General features: G+C 73.3%; 16 protein-coding genes. 7 read left to right on the plus strand and 9 right to left on the minus strand.

Annotated features, from left to right (window positions below; translation table 11 throughout):
• Positions 1 to 55 precede the first annotated feature (55 nt).
• Positions 56 to 1,210, minus strand: coding sequence for a dihydrodipicolinate synthase family protein (locus AC5L34_RS26960; protein ID WP_494827538.1), 1,155 nt, complete (start codon positions 1,208 to 1,210; stop codon positions 56 to 58).
• Positions 1,211 to 1,266: 56 nt separating this feature from the next.
• Complete coding sequence (locus tag AC5L34_RS26965) at positions 1,267 to 2,418, minus strand: Gfo/Idh/MocA family protein (RefSeq protein WP_494827540.1); 1,152 nt, start codon at positions 2,416 to 2,418, stop codon at positions 1,267 to 1,269.
• 275 nt (positions 2,419 to 2,693) lie between these two features.
• On the opposite strand from AC5L34_RS26965, the gene AC5L34_RS26970 reads away from it, so the two are divergent.
• Complete coding sequence (locus AC5L34_RS26970; protein ID WP_494827542.1) at positions 2,694 to 3,758, plus strand: LacI family DNA-binding transcriptional regulator; 1,065 nt, start codon at positions 2,694 to 2,696, stop codon at positions 3,756 to 3,758.
• A 443-nt stretch (positions 3,759 to 4,201) separates the two neighbouring features.
• Positions 4,202 to 4,612 (plus strand): helix-turn-helix domain-containing protein, encoded by a 411-nt coding sequence (locus tag AC5L34_RS26975; RefSeq protein ID WP_494827544.1) that lies wholly within the window; start codon positions 4,202 to 4,204, stop codon positions 4,610 to 4,612.
• An 18-nt stretch (positions 4,613 to 4,630) separates the two neighbouring features.
• Here the strand turns inward: AC5L34_RS26975 and AC5L34_RS26980 are convergent, their stop codons facing one another.
• Positions 4,631 to 5,242 (minus strand): phosphatase PAP2 family protein, encoded by a 612-nt coding sequence (locus tag AC5L34_RS26980; RefSeq protein ID WP_357720398.1) that lies wholly within the window; start codon positions 5,240 to 5,242, stop codon positions 4,631 to 4,633.
• A 258-nt stretch (positions 5,243 to 5,500) separates the two neighbouring features.
• On the opposite strand from AC5L34_RS26980, the gene AC5L34_RS26985 reads away from it, so the two are divergent.
• Both AC5L34_RS26985 and AC5L34_RS26990 read left to right on the plus strand, forming a co-directional pair.
• On the plus strand, positions 5,501 to 5,983 hold the full coding sequence (locus AC5L34_RS26985; protein ID WP_494827546.1) for a hypothetical protein: 483 nt from the start codon (positions 5,501 to 5,503) through the stop codon (positions 5,981 to 5,983).
• Between the two features lie 13 nt (positions 5,984 to 5,996).
• On the plus strand, positions 5,997 to 7,229 hold the full coding sequence (locus AC5L34_RS26990; protein ID WP_494827547.1) for an MAB_1171c family putative transporter: 1,233 nt from the start codon (positions 5,997 to 5,999) through the stop codon (positions 7,227 to 7,229).
• 6 nt (positions 7,230 to 7,235) lie between these two features.
• Here AC5L34_RS26990 and AC5L34_RS26995 read toward each other — a convergent pair whose 3' ends face one another.
• The gene (locus AC5L34_RS26995) at positions 7,236 to 8,486 is read right to left on the minus strand and encodes a hypothetical protein (RefSeq protein ID WP_494827548.1); all 1,251 of its coding nucleotides are present in this window, start codon (positions 8,484 to 8,486) and stop codon (positions 7,236 to 7,238) included.
• 289 nt (positions 8,487 to 8,775) lie between these two features.
• Here AC5L34_RS26995 and AC5L34_RS27000 point away from each other — a divergent pair, with 289 nt between their 5' ends.
• Positions 8,776 to 10,335: an NAD(P)/FAD-dependent oxidoreductase gene (locus AC5L34_RS27000; RefSeq protein ID WP_494827550.1), complete on the plus strand. Its 1,560-nt coding sequence runs from the start codon at positions 8,776 to 8,778 to the stop codon at positions 10,333 to 10,335.
• 170 nt (positions 10,336 to 10,505) lie between these two features.
• On the opposite strand, the gene AC5L34_RS27005 is transcribed toward AC5L34_RS27000, so the two are convergent.
• Genes AC5L34_RS27005 through AC5L34_RS27015 form a run of 3 tightly spaced genes read right to left on the minus strand, consistent with a single transcriptional unit; the run spans position 10,506 to position 12,520 of the window.
• Positions 10,506 to 11,750, minus strand: a complete 1,245-nt coding sequence (locus AC5L34_RS27005) for an RNA polymerase sigma factor (RefSeq protein ID WP_494827552.1) — start codon at positions 11,748 to 11,750, stop codon at positions 10,506 to 10,508.
• A complete protein-coding gene (locus tag AC5L34_RS27010) occupies positions 11,747 to 12,133 on the minus strand; it encodes a YciI family protein (RefSeq protein WP_494827553.1) in 387 nt (128 codons plus the stop codon). Before AC5L34_RS27010 ends, AC5L34_RS27005 begins: the two co-directional genes overlap by 4 nt.
• 24 nt (positions 12,134 to 12,157) lie before the next feature.
• The gene (locus AC5L34_RS27015) at positions 12,158 to 12,520 is read right to left on the minus strand and encodes a YciI family protein (RefSeq protein ID WP_441177878.1); all 363 of its coding nucleotides are present in this window, start codon (positions 12,518 to 12,520) and stop codon (positions 12,158 to 12,160) included.
• A 242-nt stretch (positions 12,521 to 12,762) separates the two neighbouring features.
• Here AC5L34_RS27015 and AC5L34_RS27020 point away from each other — a divergent pair, with 242 nt between their 5' ends.
• Positions 12,763 to 13,050 carry a hypothetical protein gene (locus AC5L34_RS27020; RefSeq protein WP_231926050.1) on the plus strand — a complete coding sequence of 96 codons (288 nt, stop codon included), beginning with the start codon at positions 12,763 to 12,765 and terminating at the stop codon, positions 13,048 to 13,050.
• Between the two features lie 147 nt (positions 13,051 to 13,197).
• Here AC5L34_RS27020 and AC5L34_RS27025 read toward each other — a convergent pair whose 3' ends face one another.
• Positions 13,198 to 13,638 (minus strand): hypothetical protein, encoded by a 441-nt coding sequence (locus AC5L34_RS27025; protein WP_494827556.1) that lies wholly within the window; start codon positions 13,636 to 13,638, stop codon positions 13,198 to 13,200.
• A 226-nt stretch (positions 13,639 to 13,864) separates the two neighbouring features.
• Here AC5L34_RS27025 and AC5L34_RS27030 point away from each other — a divergent pair, with 226 nt between their 5' ends.
• Positions 13,865 to 14,263 (plus strand): MmcQ/YjbR family DNA-binding protein, encoded by a 399-nt coding sequence (locus AC5L34_RS27030; protein WP_494827557.1) that lies wholly within the window; start codon positions 13,865 to 13,867, stop codon positions 14,261 to 14,263.
• A gap of 184 nt (positions 14,264 to 14,447) precedes the next feature.
• On the opposite strand, the gene AC5L34_RS27035 is transcribed toward AC5L34_RS27030, so the two are convergent.
• Positions 14,448 to 15,014, minus strand: a complete 567-nt coding sequence (locus tag AC5L34_RS27035) for a hypothetical protein (protein ID WP_494827559.1) — start codon at positions 15,012 to 15,014, stop codon at positions 14,448 to 14,450.
• Between the last annotated feature and the right edge of the window lie 12 nt (positions 15,015 to 15,026).

The following is a 15,026-nucleotide window of genomic DNA, read 5'->3' on the forward strand; positions in this document are numbered from 1 at the left end:
GGGCCGCCTTCCGTTCGCGAATGCGGGGCTCGCAGGACCGGCTCACTCCTCGCGCTCACTGGTCCACCCCCGCCACGGCGAACAGCGCCCGGGCACGGGCCGCCGCCAGCTCCGCGTCGGGCAGCAGCCCGGCGGCGTCGGCGAGGGTGAGCAGGGTGCCCAGGTGCGCCGGCGAGCGCCCGGACTGGGCCCCACCGACCATCGTGAAGTGGTCCTGGTGCCCGGCCAGCCAGGCCAGGAAGACGATGCCCGTCTTGTAGTGCCAGGTGGGGGCCGCGAAGATGTGCCGGGCCAGGGGCACCGTCGGCGCGAAGACCGCGTCGTACGACGCCAGGTCCCCCCGGTCCAGCGCCGCGAGCGCCGCGGCGGCGGCCGGCGCGATCGCCGCGAACACCCCGAGCAGCGCGTCGGAGTGTCCGCCCGCGTCGCCCCGGATCAGCTCCGGGTAGTGGAAGTCGTCGCCCGTGTAGAGGCGCACCCCGGCCGGCAGCCGGCGGCGCAACGCCACCTCGCGGTCGGCGTCCAGCAGGGAGACCTTGATCCCGTCCACCCGGGTGTCGTGGGCCTTGATCAGCTCAACCACGGCGTCGGCGGCCGCGTCGAGGTCGGTCGAGCCCCAGTAGCCCGCCAGCGCCGGATCGAACATCGGACCGAGCCAGTGCAGCACCACCGGCTCGTCGGCGGCGGTCAGCAGCTCGTCGTACACCCGCAGGTAGTCCTCCGGGCCCCGGGCGGCGGCGGCCAGGTGACGGCTGCACATCAGCACCGGGCGGGCACCGGCGGCCCGCACGTCGTCGAGCTGCTCGCGGTAGGCGCGGGCGACCTCGGCCAGACCGGCCGGACCAGGCGGGAGCTGGTCCGTGCCGACCCCGGCGACGATCCGCCCGCCCACCGCGCGGGCCTCGGCGGCGCTGCGTCGGATCAGCTCGCGCGTGGCCGGGTAGTCCAGGCCCATGCCGCGCTGCGCCGTGTCCATCGCCTCGGCGACCCCGAAGCCGTACGACCACAGGTGGTGCCGGAAGGCCAGGGTGCGCTCCCAGTCGAGCACCGCCGGGGCGCCCGGCACGTTCTCGGCCGTCGGATCGGCCACCACGTGCGCGGCGGCGTACGCGATCCGGCTGGTCGGCGGCCCGGCGGGGCGCGGGAAGCCGGCGCCCCCGCGCAGCCGGTACCGCCGCCCGCCGGGAAGCACCACGTCGGCCGCGCTCACGGGTCCGCCTTCCGTTCGCGGCTGCGGGGCTCGCAACCCCGGCTCACTCCTCGCGTTCACAGGTCCAGCTCCGGGATGTCCAGCCGGGCCCCCTCGCGCGCCGAGCGCAGGCCCAGCTCCGCGAGCTGCACGCCGCGCGCGCCGGCCAGGAAGTCCCACGGGAACGGCTCGCCGGCCACGACGTGCCGCAGGAACGCCTCCCACTGCACCTTGAAGCCGTTGTCGAACTCCTCGTTGTCCGGCACCTCCGTCCACTGCGACCGGAACGCCTCGGTGACCGGCAGGTCGGGGTTCCACACCGGCTTCGGGGTGACCGCCCGGTGCTGCACCCGGCAGCCGCGCAGCCCCGCCACAGCGCTGCCCTCGGTGCCGTCGACCTGGAACTCGACCAGCTCGTCGCGGTGCACCCGTACGCACCACGAGGAGTTGAGCTGCGCGACCACGCCGCCGTCGAGCTCGAAGATGCCGTACGCGGCGTCGTCGGCGGTCGCCGGGTAGGTGCGGCCCGCCTCGTCGACGCGCTGCGGCACGTGCGTGGCGGTGACGCAGCTGACCGTGCGTACCCGGCCGAAGAGTTCCTCCAGCACGTACTGCCAGTGCGGGAACATGTCCACGACGATGCCGCCGCCGTCCTCGGCGCGGTAGTTCCAGGACGGGCGCTGGGCCGGCTGCCAGTCGCCCTCGAAGACCCAGTAGCCGAACTCGCCGCGCACCGACAGGATCCGGCCAAAGAAGCCGCCGTCGATGAGCCGCTTGAGCTTGCGCAGCCCGGGCAGGAAGAGCTTGTCCTGCACCACCCCGGTACGCACCCCGGCGGCGCGCGCCGCCCGGGCCAGGTCGAGGGCGCCCTCGGTGTCCTCGGCCAGCGGCTTCTCGGTGTAGACGTGCTTGCCGGCCTCCAGCGCCCGGCGGATCGCCTTCTCCCGCTGCTGGGTGACCTGGGCGTCGAAGTAGATCTCGACATCGTCGCGGGCCAGGGCGGCGCTCAGGTCGGTCGTCCAGTCGGTCAGGCCGTGCCGCTCGGCGATCTCGCGGAGCCTGGTCTCGTTGCGCCCCACCAGGACGGGCTCGGGCCAGATGGACGTGCCGTCGGTCAGGGGCACGCCGCCCTGCTCGCGGATGGCGAGCAGGGAGCGCACCAGGTGCTGCCGGTAGCCCATCCGGCCGGTGACGCCGTTGACGATGATCCCTATCGACCTGCGGGTCATGGTGTTCCTTCCCTCCGCGGGCGCCGCCGAGCGGCGGGCGACGACCTGTGCCACGCCTGCTCCGCCGCGGGAGGTCCCCGACGGCACATCTCAGGCAAGCGCTTTCCTGGGCAGCGTAGGGAACGCCTCCCGCCTCAGGCAAGGGGCCGTACGGCCCCGTCGCGCGGCGGGCGCCGCCGCCGGGGCGCCGGGGCGGGCAAGGGCTTTCGCTGCGGTACGGTGACGGGTGGCCGGCACCCGGGCACGGCCGTCGAGAAGCGACCGAGGGGGCGGCTGTGGCGACCCTGTCCGACGTGGCCCGGCGGGCGGGGGTCTCGCCCGCGACCGCCTCCCGGGTGATCAACGGCAGCAGCAAGCCCGTCACCGAGGAACTCCGCGAGCGCGTGCTGCGCGCCGTCGCCGAGTTGCAGTACGTGCCCAACGCACACGCCCAACTGCTGGCCCGCTCGCACCGCGTCGCGGTGGGCGTCATCGTGCACGACGTCTCCGACCCGTACTTCGCCGAGATCACCCGGGGCCTGCAACGGGTCGCCACCGACCAGGGGCGGCTGCTGACGATCTGCAACAGCTACCGCGACCCCGACCGCGAGCTGGAGTACGTCGAGCTGCTGCGCGGCCAGCAGGTCGCCGCCATCATCCTGGCCGGCTCGGGCTACCACGACGCCACCTTCACCCGCCTGCTCAACGAGAAGCTCGCCGCGTACGAGGCGACCGGCGGACGGGTCGCGGTCATCGGCCGGCACGAGCACTCCGGCGACGCCGTGATGCCGGACAACCGCGCCGGCGGCCGGCTCGTCGGCGCGGAACTGTACGAGCTGGGGCACCGGGAGATCGGGGTGGTGGCGGGGCCGGCGGTGCTGACCACGACCACCGACCGGCTCACCGGGCTACGGGAGTCCCTCGCCGCGCACGGACTGAGCCTGCCCGAGCACCGCGTACGCCACGCCGAGTTCGACCGCGACGGCGGCGTCGCGGCCACCGCCGCCCTGCTGGACGCGGATCCGGGGCTGACCGCCATCGTCGCGCTCAACGACTCGATGGCCATCGGCGCGCTGGCGCTGTTGCGCGCCCGGTCGGTCCCGGTGCCCCGGCAGGTGTCCGTGATCGGCTTCGACGACATGCCGATCGCCCGGGACGTCACCCCGGCGCTGACCACCGTCCGGCTGCCCCTGGTCGAGATGGGGGCCCGCGCGATGTCGCTGGCGCTCGACCCGGGGGCGGCGGCGCCCCGCGTCGAGGTGCTGCCCGCCGAGGTGGTGCGCCGGGACAGCACCGGGCCGGCCCCCGAGGTCACCCCGGTCCGCCCACGGGCGGCCGGATCCGGCGCGTCAGCCGGCTGACGCCCCTCCGGCCGCCGACGGCCGACCGGCCACCGTGGACACCTGTGGTCGGTGGCCCCGGGCGTGGGCGCCCGGGGCCACCTGGCGCCAGGCCGCTCGGAGGGACGGCCCCCCGGATGCGCGCGGCCGTACCGGCTGCGGCCCCCCTGCCGGCTGCTTCTCGGCGTGCGGTGAGGTGCGCGCCCTGAGCGGCTTGCGCATCCCCCGATTCCGTCCCCCCGTGCCGCGCCTGGCGGTCATCGGCCGACGCGCCGGCGCGGAGTCGACACGTGCCGGCGGGTGATCTGTCACACACTATGGTTGTCCGCTACGGTGTCACTGCCACAACAGTGGTCGGCGTGGTCAGTCAAGCACGGTCCGCCACGGCCCGCAACCATTGTGGCGGCGCTGCGGCGTCCAACCACTATGGTGGGCGCCCTCGGGTCGGAGCAGGAGGGGTGGTCATGGCCGACGGCAGCAAGGCCAACGGATCGACGTCCTTCGCCGACCGGCTGCGGCACCTGTTCGAGACGCATCGCCGGCCCGGCGGCGACAAGCCCTTCTCGCCGGACGAGGTCGCCAGGGCCACGGGGCTCTCGACGAGCTACGTCAACTACCTGCTGAGCGGGGAGCGGGACAATCCCACCCGGTCGGCGATCCAGCAGCTCGCCAACTTCTTCCGGGTGCCCCCGGGCTACTTCTTCGACACGGTGGCCGCGGACGGCGAGGGCGAGGGCGACCCCGACCTGGAGACGATCACCGTCCTGGCGCGCCGGATGCCACCGGGGGCGCCCAGGGCGAGCCTGCGCGCCATCGTGGAGCAGGTCGCGGCGCTGGAGGCACGCAACAAGACCACGGGGCGGGGCCGGGCGTAGGCGGGCTCCCGCCACCGGTCACCGCAGCAGGAGGAACGTGGGGGCCGCGATGAGCGTCCCCACGACGGTGCCGGCGGCCACCTGTCCGACGGTGTGGTCGCGCAGGCGCACCCGCGACCAGCCGACCAGCGCCACCACGGGCGCCGAGGCGAGCAGCGCCGGTCCGAACTCGATCACCAGCACGGCCGCCGCGCCCGCCGCCACGGCCGCGTGGATGCTGAGCTTCCACGCCAGGTTGACCACGGTCACGGCGAGGCCGAGGGCGAACATGACGACGACCATCGCCAGGACGGGGCGGGGGGCGCCGAAACCGATCATCACGGCGAGGCCCACCAGCACGGACAACAGCCCGTACGCCAGCGGCCGCCGGCGCTGTTCCCGGCGCCTGATGTGGTGGTCGGTCAGCCGGCCCCGGCGTACGCCCCACCAGATCAGGCTGTTGGGGATGATCGAGCAGAACAGGGAGCCGACCAGGGCCCAGGCGAGGCCCACCCCGACAGGCGACGCGCCGTGCAGGCCCACGACGACGGGCATCAGCGCGGCCAGCAGCGCCGGGGCGAAGACCTCGGTGGCGGCCCGGGCGAGCCACCTGCTGGTGCGGCGGTCGGGGCGGTCGATGACGTCGTGCACGGCCCACATTCTGCCGACCGCCCCGGACAGCGGGCACACCGCGGGCGCGACCTGTCACGCTCCGCCCCGCTCGGGCGTCACAGTGTCGTCGCGCTTGGCTATGCTGCCCGCACCTGTGCCGTCGCGGCCGGCACGAGCGTCGACCGTCCGGGGTGGACGCGGCGGGGCGGGTGACACGACACGGGGGTCTCTCGGGCTGGCGGCCCGGCGGGAGGGTGATGGCAGGCGATGTGGCACCGGCGGCGTCGGAGACAGCGGTTGTTGCGCCAGCTCGACGTGGACCTGCCGACGCCGCTGACGGTGCGGGGCCTGGTCTCCGCGCTCGAGACCACGCGCGGCCGGCGCATCCAACTCGCCGCGATGAGCGTCGACGGGCGGGCCGGGCCCTGCGGGCTGTGGGTGGCGACGTCCGGGACCGACTACGTCCTGTTCAGCCGCGACGCGCCGCCCGTGCTGCGCGTCCAGACGATCCTGCACGAGCTGATGCACATCGCCCTGCGGCACACCGCGCGGGCGGTGACGTCCGGGCCGCCCGGCGGGACGGGTGAGACGGCGGCTGCGCACGGGATGCTCGCCCGCTCCCCGGCCACGTTCGACGAGCAGCAGGAGCACGACGCGGAGTTGCTGGCGACGTACCTGGGGGCACGGCTCGACGGCGGCGGCGAGGCCGTGGCCTTCGACGAACTGGGCGGCGTCACGGCCGCCGTCATGCACCGCATCGCCGCGACGTTGACGGACTAGGCGGGAGATCCGCATGCTCGTCACGGTCGGTCATCTGGTCGCCGCATTCGTCGCCGCGGTGGCGTTCCTGGTGAAGCTGAGGGCGTTGGGCCGAGACCCGGCGAACCCCAGGATCCTGGCGAGCGCGGGGATCTGCCTGGGGATGGGGGTGGCCGTCACCGCCGGGTGGGCCCCGGTGCACAGCCTGATCGACCGCGTCTCGGGCGAACCCAACCTCGCCAAGCTGGTGGAGCACGGCTCGGCGCTGCTCGCCGCGGCGGCGATCCAGTTCCTCTTCCTGCACCTGGGCGACCCGGGGCGGGCACGCCGGCTGATGGCGCGGCGAGGCGTGTTCCTCGCCGTCGCGTTCGGCGTGATGGTCGCGGCGTTCTCGCGGGCCGACTTCCCCGAGTCCGAGCCCCTGCACTTCGCCGAGCGGTACGGCGACCTGCCTCCGGTCGGCGTCTACATGCTCGCGTTCCTGACCTGCCTCGGAGTGACGGTCGTGGACATCCTGCGGGTGTCCGCCGGATACGCGCGCTACGCCGGCGCCCGGCTGAGGACCAGCATGCGGCTGCTCAGTGCCGGTGCGGCCTTCGGTGCGGGGTTCGTCGCGCACAAGGCCCTGTTCATCTGCCTCAAGCTGGCCGGGGTGGCGCCACCGTGGCCCGAGCCGGCCGCGACGCAGACGCTGATCATGCTGTCGGTGTCGCTGATCGGGGCCAGCTTCGTGCTGGCGACGGTACGCAAGGCGGCCGACGGCGTCCGCGCCTGGCCGCGCAGGTACGCGACGCACCGCGACCTGCACGCGCTGTGGTACCTGCTGTACCGGGCGATGCCGACCATCGCCCTGCATCCCCCGCGCCGACCGGAGGCCGACTCCCGGTGGGCGTGGCGCCTGGGCGAACGGCTCTACCGCCGCTGCGTCGAGATCAGCGACGGCCTGCGTACGTTGGGCCCGCTCGACGAGTCCGTGGCGGGCGCGGCCCGGCAGCGGGCGGTGGCGGCCGGCTGGAGCCGCGAGCGTGCCGACGCCGCCGGCGACGCCGCGGCCATCCTGGTGGCACTACGGCGCTTCGCCTCGGGGGCGACGGCGACGCAAGAGGTCGATCCGGCCCTGGAGTCCCAGAGCATGGCGGTCGCACAGGCCGACGTGCAGGCCGACGCGAGTCGGCTGGCGCTGGTCTCGACCGCGCTGTCCGAGGAGCTGGTGCGCGCGGTCGCCGCCCGTACGCTGGACGCCCCGGCGGGCGGGCAGCAGGCGTAGGCGGGCTCAGATGATGAAGTGGGTCCAGTAGGCGAGCCAGGTGACGAAGAGCGCGCCCTGCAGCAGGGCCAGGGCGGCGGTCAGCCAGGCGTCGGCGCCGGCGTGGCGGGCCCAGCGGGCCAGCACGAGGCCGACCGGGAAGACGGCGATCAGGTAGCGCAGCAGGCTCTTGTACACCGGCGGCCCCATCGACAGCGGCACCATGACCATGGTCAGCCCGTACACGAGGTAGGGCAGCCCGAGCCGGCGGGCGCCCGCGACCAGCACCACCAGCACCAGCACGGCGACCCACACCCGCAGGGCGTCGCGGGACGGGCTGTCGGTGAGGCCGTGCCAGAGCACCGCCAGCGGGTTCTGCACGCGGATGCCCCAGCCCTTCTCCTGGGCGTGCTTGTAGGCGAACCAGTCGCCGCTCTGCCACCGGCAGAACGCCATGAAGGTCAGCCAGCCGGCGGGTAGCAGCGCCAGCGGCCAGCCCGCGCGCACGTACCCCCACCAGGCGCGCGGGCCCAGCCGGTAGCCGTGCTGGCGCAGCAGCACCAGGGCCAGCGGGAGCACGACGAAGAACCCGACCGAACGACTCAGGGCCAGGAAGAAGCCGACCACGCCCACGAGCAGCCAGCGCCGCCGCTCGGCGTAGTGGAAGGTCGCGAGCGCGAGACAGAGGAACAGCGACTCGGTCAGCGCCGCCTGGAAGAGGAACCCGGCCGGCAGCAGGACCAGGTAGCGGACGAACCGGCGGGCGGCGGCGTCGTCGCCGAGCAGCCGCTCGCCCAGCCGGTGGGCGTAGAAGAGCATCAGCAGGAACGCGACGTTGGCCACGAGCAGCAGCGCCAGCGCGGTGTCCCCGCCCAGCAGCGGGGCCAGCGGGCGGGCCAGGAACGGATAGAGCAGGGGGAAGCCGAAGTCGCGCCACGGCTCGTCGAGCGGAAGCTGCGCCAGGTGGTCGTAGAGGAAGGAGTCCCAGGCGAACCAGAGCGCGAGCGCGCGGTGCCCGGAGATCGCGCGCTGCTGCTCGCGCATCGTCGTTTCGTCCGGCGGGGGCGCCCAGGGCACCTCGTCGAAGGCGCTCAGCGCGAGCACCCCGACGGCGCTGAGCACGATCTTCGTGCCGAGGAAGACGCCGACGACGTACAGCCAGGGCGCCGGCACCCGCCCGGCGGCCCGCGCCGCCGCCCGGCGCAGGTCGAGCCCGCGCGCGGCCAGCCGGACGGACACCGCGCGCCACCGGCCCGAGACGGCCTGCCCACTGTCCATCACGCGTCTCCCGATCCGGCCGTCCGACCCGGTGCCACATCCCCGTTCCGGCCCCGTTGACACGTCGCCGCGACCGCGCGCCCGTCAACGAGGCGGCGGGGCGGCGGGACGACGGGACGACGGGACGACGCGGGAACGCACGGCGACGCGGCGCCCGCCGTCGCCGTGAGCCGGGCCGGATCGCCGCCGACGGTCCGGCTGGCGGGGACGGACGGGAATCCGGGGTGAATTCCGGCCGCCGCCGGGTAAGCGGGCCGCCTCCGGGAGGCGGAAGCAGGGGGCGACAGGCATGGGCGAGGAACGCGGCACGGTGGTCATCGGCGCGGGGCCGGCGGGCCTGACCGCGGCGTACGAGTTGCTGCGGCGGGACAGCCCGGTGCGGGTGTTCGAGGCCGACGAGGTGGTGGGCGGGATCAGCCGCACCGTCGAGCGCGACGGGTGGCGCTTCGACATCGGCGGGCACCGGTTCTTCACGAAGGTGGCCCGGGTCGAGGAGTTCTGGCACGAGATCCTGCCCGACGAGGACTTCCTGCTGCGGCCCCGGATGAGCCGGATCTACTACCGGGGGGCCCTGTTCGACTACCCGCTGAGCGCGGCGAACGCCCTGCGCAACCTCGGCGTACGGGAGGCCGTGCTGTGCATGGGCTCGTACGCGCGGGCCCGGCTGCGCCCGCCGAAGGACCAGTCGCACTTCGAGGGCTGGGTCTCGGCCCGGTTCGGCTGGCGGCTGTACTCGATGTTCTTCAAGACGTACACCGAGAAGGTCTGGGGGATGCCGGCCGACCGGTTGCAGGCCGACTGGGCCGCGCAGCGGATCAAGAACCTGTCGCTGGCGAAGGCCGTGCGCAACGCGGTGCTGCCCCGGCGCAACCGCAAGGACGTGACGAGCCTGATCGAGGAGTTCCAGTACCCGAAGCTCGGCCCCGGCATGATGTGGGAGCGCTGCGCCGAGGAGGTCAGCCGGCGCGGCGGCCGGGTGGAGACCGGCACCTGGGTCACCGCCGTGCACCGGGACCTGGAGCGGCGCCGGGCCGTCGCCGTGACCGTCGACGGGGCCGGCGGGCGGCGCACCGAGCCGGCCGCGCACGTCGTCTCCTCGATGCCGATCTCCGAGCTGGTCGCCGCGCTGCGCCCGGCGGCCCCGCCGGAGGTGCTGGCCGCGGCCGCCGACCTGCGGTACCGGGACTTCCTGACGGTCGCGCTGGTGGTGCCGGCGGAGTTCTCGTTCCCCGACAACTGGATCTACGTGCACGACCCGGCGGTGAAGGTCGGCCGGATCCAGAACTTCGGCTCCTGGTCGCCGCACCTGGTCAAGGACGGGCGCACCTGCCTGGGCCTGGAGTACTTCGTGTTCGAGGACGACGAGACCTGGCGTACGCCGGACGCCGAGCTGGTCGCCGCCGCGACGGCCGAGCTGGAGCGGCTCGGCCTGGTCCGGCCGGGGGTGGTCGAGGCCGGGTACGTGGTGCGGATGCCGAAGGCGTATCCGGTCTACGACGAGCGCTACCAGCACAACGTGGACGTGATCCGGGACTGGCTGGCGCGCGAGGTGCCGAACGTGCACCCGGTGGGTCGCAACGGCATGCACCGCTACAACAACCAGGACCACTCGATGCTGACGGCGATGCTCACCGCCGAGAACATCGCCTGCGGCACCCGGCACGACGTGTGGTCGGTCAACGTGGAGCAGGACTACCACGAGGAGTCGAGCCACGACGGCGACGGCCACCGGGGCACCGGCCGGGACGCGCCCGTCGTACCGGCCCGGCCCGCCGTTCCGGTCGGCACGACGCTCGACGGCACCGGCAGCGCCCGGCCCGAACGGCCGGCCCACGTGCGCCTCGGCTGAGCCGCCGACTGCGCGTTCGGCACCGTCGGCGGATGCCGCGGTCGGCGCCAGTTGCGGCAGGTGGAACGGACCCCACGGCGCGTCCGACGGCACGCGGTCGCCGGTCGTCCTGGCGTCATGCGGGCCGGGTCGCGTGGTCGGTGCGCGAACGGGCTGGCTCCACGTGGCGGTCAGCCGGCGAGCTGGTCGCGGCGGCGGGTGAGGTAGGCCCGCTCGGCGGGGTTACCGGCGAGACCGATGGCCCGGTCGTACGCGGTCCGCGACTCGCCGCCACGCCCGAGTCGCCGTAGCAGGTCGGCGCGCGCGGCGTGGAAGGCGTGGTAGCCGTCGAGGACGGCGGCGAGTCGGTCGATCTCGGCGAGCCCGACCCCGGGGCCGTCGACCTCGGCGACCGCGACCGCCCGGTTGAGCCGCACGATCGGTGAGGGGTCGAGCAGCGACATGCGGCCGTAGAGGGCGACGATGGTGGACCAGTCGGTGTCTCGGGCGGACGGGGCGTCGGTGTGGACCGCGTTGATCGCGGCCTGCAGTTGGTAGCGCCCGGGTGGGTCGCCACCGGTCGCCACCGCCTCGACCCGCTCGCGGAGAAGGGCGTTGCCCTCGGCGATGAGGGTGCGGTCCCAGGCGCCGCGGTCCTGCTCGGCGAGGATCACCAGCTCCCCGGTGCGGGACACGCGCGCCGGCCGTCGGGCGTCGGTGAGCAGCATCAGGGCGAGCAGGCCGGCCACCTCCCCGTCGTCCGGGAGGAGGGTCCGGAGCAGGCGGCCGAGGCGGATCGCCTCGTCGGTGAGGTCGACGCGCACCGGGGCGTCCCCCTCGCTGGCGAGATAGCCCTCGTTGAAGACGAGGTAGACGACGGCGAGGACGCCGGCGAGGCGCTCGCGGATGTCGTCGGCCGAGGGCACCCGGTAGGGGATGTGCGCCGCCTTGATCTTCGCCTTGGCGCGGGTGATCCGTCGCGCCAGGGTGGTCTCCTGCACCAGGAAGGCGCGGGCGATCTCGGGCACGGTGAGGCCGCCGAGCAGACGCAGGGTGAGCGCGACCCGGGCCTCCACCGCGAGCGCGGGATGGCAGCAGGTGAAGATCAGTCGGAGCCGGTCGTCCTCGACCGGGCCGGTCGGCTCAGCAGGGGTGTCGTCGTACACGATCCGGGCCGCCTGGTGTTTGGCGTCGCGCTGTGACTCGCGACGGAGCCGGTCGATCGCCTTGCGGGTCGCGGTGGTGGCGAGCCACCCGCCGGGATTGGACGGTACGCCCTCGCGCGGCCACCGCTCCGCGGCCGCCACGAACGCTTCGGCCGTCGCCTCCTCGGCGACGTCGAGATCGCCGAAACGACGCGCGAGGCCGGCGACCACCCGCGCCCACTCCTCGTGGTGGGCACGGGTGATCGCCTGCTCGACGGTGAGAACGGTCATGGCTCCAGCAGCGCTCGGACGGATCCCCCGCTTCGGAAGGGACGCACCTCGACCGTACCGCGGCACGCTCTCGACCCCTCGGCGGCGAGGGCCAGGGCCACGTCGAGGTCGGCCGCCTCGATGACCCAGAAGCCGTCGAGGTGCTCCCTCGTCTCCAGGTAGGGCCCGTCGGTGAGGACCAGCTTCTCACCCTGACCGTCGACCGTGGTGGCGGTCGTCGCGGGCGCCAGGCCGTCGGTGAAGACGAGGTGACCGTCCCGCCGGAGCCTCTCGTCGAAGGCGCCGGTGTCGGCGAACGCCTGCGGCACGGCCTCCTGGGAGGGGTGGGCGCCGAACTCGGTGCGCTCGGCCGGTCCGTAGACGGACAGTAGGTATCTGGGCACCACGCTCACTTCTCCCCGGAGCCGTTACGCCGGGCGCGCCCCGGGGCCTCGGAACCGGTGCACCTCCTGTGGCCAGTCGAGCGCGGTCGCGAGCCTGCCGGCCCAGTATCGCGCCGCCTCGTCGTCGGGCACGTCCACGACGGCGAAGCCGCCGAGGTGCTCCTTGGTCTCGACGTACGGGCCGTCGGTGAAGACGGGCTTGCCGTCGACCGATTCGACGCTGCACACCGCGGTGGACCGGTCGAGCCCCCCGTTGCTGAAGAGCAGGACGCCCTCGGCCTGCATCTCCCCCATCACGGCCCAGCTGGCCTTGCTCTTCTCGCGAATCTCCTCCGCCGTGTGTTCGGGCACCCACTCGTCGTTGAAGGTGATCAGGTACTCCGTCATGGTCGTCTCCTCTCGGTCCCGGACGAGGGCCTTGCCCGGCTCCTCGTGTCCGGCGGCCCAGCCGGCCGCCGCACACTGGTTCCACGAACGGCCACGCCTCGATACGACACCATCTTCGGAGAAATCGAGGTCCAGGAGGCGACACGAGGGTGGGACGAGGTCACGGTCGTTTCGAAGCCGTTCGCGTTACCCGGCGGTTGTGGTGGCGCGAACGGGCACGGTCCGGGATAGCCTTGTCGCATATGGCTACCTATCGCAGCGCCTCAGTGCTCCTCTCCTCCGACGGCACCCGGACCCCCGGCACCGCCGCACTCTTCGCCGAGCCTGCCCGCAGGGGCGGGACCCCGCCGTGGGCAGGCGACTTCCGACCCGCCAACAGCGCCGGCAACGGCCCCAAGAACGCGGTCGGGAAGACCTTCACGTTGGAACTGCCCGACGGCAGCACCGGCAAGGTCGTGGTCCAGGGCCTCAAGAGTGGAAAGGGAGGCGTCGTGCTGGCGTTGATGGGCGAGGACGCACCCCCCTTCTGACCAGAGACTGATCGCCGCCGACGCCACCGGCTGGAGACGGCCGGCACGCGCGGTGCGCAGCAGCGCTGGTGGCGGCTCGGGCCCCGGGCTGCCGGACACCTACGGATGGCCCCTGGCCGGCGACGACACGCCGACCAGGGGCACCGGTCAGCGACGGCCAGTGGCCAGGGCGACGAGGTACTGTCCGCCGCCCGCGTCGACGCTCGCGGTCACCGGCAGCCCGGGGACCAGCCGGGAGAACCGGTCGACCAGCCAGTCCGCCGCCTCCTGAGCGTCCTTCCTGCTCGGACAGCGAGCGACCAGCTCGCGGCCGCCCTTGCGTTCGAGTCGCTCGGCGACGGTGATCAGTGGCGCGGGCTCCACCACGTGCAGATGATCCGGCCAGGCGATGACCACCTTCACAGCGCCCTTGCGGGTGTTGCAGGCCCGGTGCGCGAGTCGCTCGGCGACCTTGGCCTTCCTGTCGGCGGTACGGCTGTCGACGCTGGGACCACGCGGGTCGTTCACCGACATGTCGGGGTCGACCGGCTCGTCGCACACCCAGCATCGCCAACCGTCACGGCTCGCGACGTCATCGAGGAGACTCATCCGAGCAAACTAGCCTGTCAGCCGCCGGCCAACGCCGACCACGGCGGCGGCTAGCCCCGCCGGTCCGGCAGGAGCGGCCTCGCGCACGCCGTGTTCTCCAGGGTCTTCAGTGTGCCCGGGAGGCAGCACAGCACGACGGGGCAGGCCCTCGACCGAATGACCAGATCTGACGCGAAGCGCGTGGTGCAGGGCGCCGTGGCCGCCCAGGATGTGCTTACCTTCTGACATGCCGCATCCCATCATGTTCGACGAGGCAGACCCGCTCCTGGGCCGGTTGCGGACGCTCGCCCTGGCCTTTCCCGACGCGGCCGAGAAGGTCTCCCATGGGCGTCCCGCCTTCTACACCACCAAAGTCTTCGCCTACTACGGGGGTTCGGTGAAGGTCGACGGCGTCAATCAACAGCACGAACAATCGATGATCGTCCTGGTTGACCCCGACGAGCGCGCAGCGCTGCTGGCGGAAGACCGTTGCTTCGTACCGGCCTACCTGGGCGCCTATGGGTGGGTCGGGGTGGACCTGACCGATGGCATCGGCTGGGACGAGGTCAGCGAGCTACTCGACGCAAGCTACCGACGTACGGCCGGGGCACGCAGGATCGCGCTGCTCGACTCCCGGCGGCCCTGAGCACCCCGCAGCTGCTCGGCAGCTCAGTCGAAGGCACCGAGAGCGTCCACCCGCGCCATGCTTCGGATGGTGGGACCCGATTCTGTCACCCTGATCGCCCTTGATCCGGTGCCCGCACATGCCGTCGATCGTGCGCAAAGGGCTGTCGGTGAGTCGTCAGCAGCAGACAGTGGTTGCAGCCCCATCAGGCGGGCTGGGAGTCCCACCATCGCGGCGGGTCGACGAGCGAAGCGTCCGGATCGAGGAAGCTGAAGGGGACAGCGAGATCGTGCGCCACCGCCGAGCCCTTGTGCGTCGCTTCGGCGGCTGCCGGCATGTGTGGACCAGTACCGGTGAACGTCGGCGCGTCGCGACCGTCAACGAACGTCAGCTCCTGCTCGTCGAACTGCGGGTGGCGCGCGCTGGGCCGGTGCACGATGGCAAGGAGGAGTACGCCCCACCTCGCCGTATCACCGTCCCACAGTGCCTCGATCGCCACGACCGGGTCGGTGATGGTTCTGGCCTGCTCGATGAGCCGCGACGCCGGCACGGGCGGTGACGGAGGGTCCACCCGGCCCAGCGCCATGAGCTCGCAGCCACGTTCCTCCACGACGTTCAACGCATCAGGGATCGAAACCGGGCCTGCGGGACCGGCTCCCTCCCGCACCAGTTTCACCGCGCTGACCTTGCTGCGTCGACAGATCAAGTCGTCGACCCCCGCACGGACCTGCTCAGGTAGAGCCGCCCAGATTCGATCGTTGTCACCGGTCACATCGGCCATCGT

This window comes from Micromonospora sp. ZG13, assembly GCF_059359355.1.

Excerpts from the sequence above, each read along its gene's own strand:
- AC5L34_RS26965 (WP_494827540.1), bottom strand. The coding sequence starts at position 2,418 with ATGACCCGCAGGTCGATAGGGATCATCGTCAACGGCGTCACCGGCCGG.
- AC5L34_RS26975 (WP_494827544.1), top strand. The coding sequence starts at position 4,202 with ATGGCCGACGGCAGCAAGGCCAACGGATCGACGTCCTTCGCCGACCGG.
- AC5L34_RS26990 (WP_494827547.1), top strand. The coding sequence starts at position 5,997 with ATGCTCGTCACGGTCGGTCATCTGGTCGCCGCATTCGTCGCCGCGGTG.
- AC5L34_RS26995 (WP_494827548.1), bottom strand. The coding sequence starts at position 8,486 with ATGGACAGTGGGCAGGCCGTCTCGGGCCGGTGGCGCGCGGTGTCCGTC.
- AC5L34_RS27000 (WP_494827550.1), top strand. The coding sequence starts at position 8,776 with ATGGGCGAGGAACGCGGCACGGTGGTCATCGGCGCGGGGCCGGCGGGC.
- AC5L34_RS27005 (WP_494827552.1), bottom strand. The coding sequence starts at position 11,750 with ATGACCGTTCTCACCGTCGAGCAGGCGATCACCCGTGCCCACCACGAG.
- AC5L34_RS27015 (WP_441177878.1), bottom strand. The coding sequence starts at position 12,520 with ATGACGGAGTACCTGATCACCTTCAACGACGAGTGGGTGCCCGAACAC.
- AC5L34_RS27020 (WP_231926050.1), top strand. The coding sequence starts at position 12,763 with ATGGCTACCTATCGCAGCGCCTCAGTGCTCCTCTCCTCCGACGGCACC.
- AC5L34_RS27025 (WP_494827556.1), bottom strand. The coding sequence starts at position 13,638 with ATGAGTCTCCTCGATGACGTCGCGAGCCGTGACGGTTGGCGATGCTGG.
- AC5L34_RS27030 (WP_494827557.1), top strand. The coding sequence starts at position 13,865 with ATGCCGCATCCCATCATGTTCGACGAGGCAGACCCGCTCCTGGGCCGG.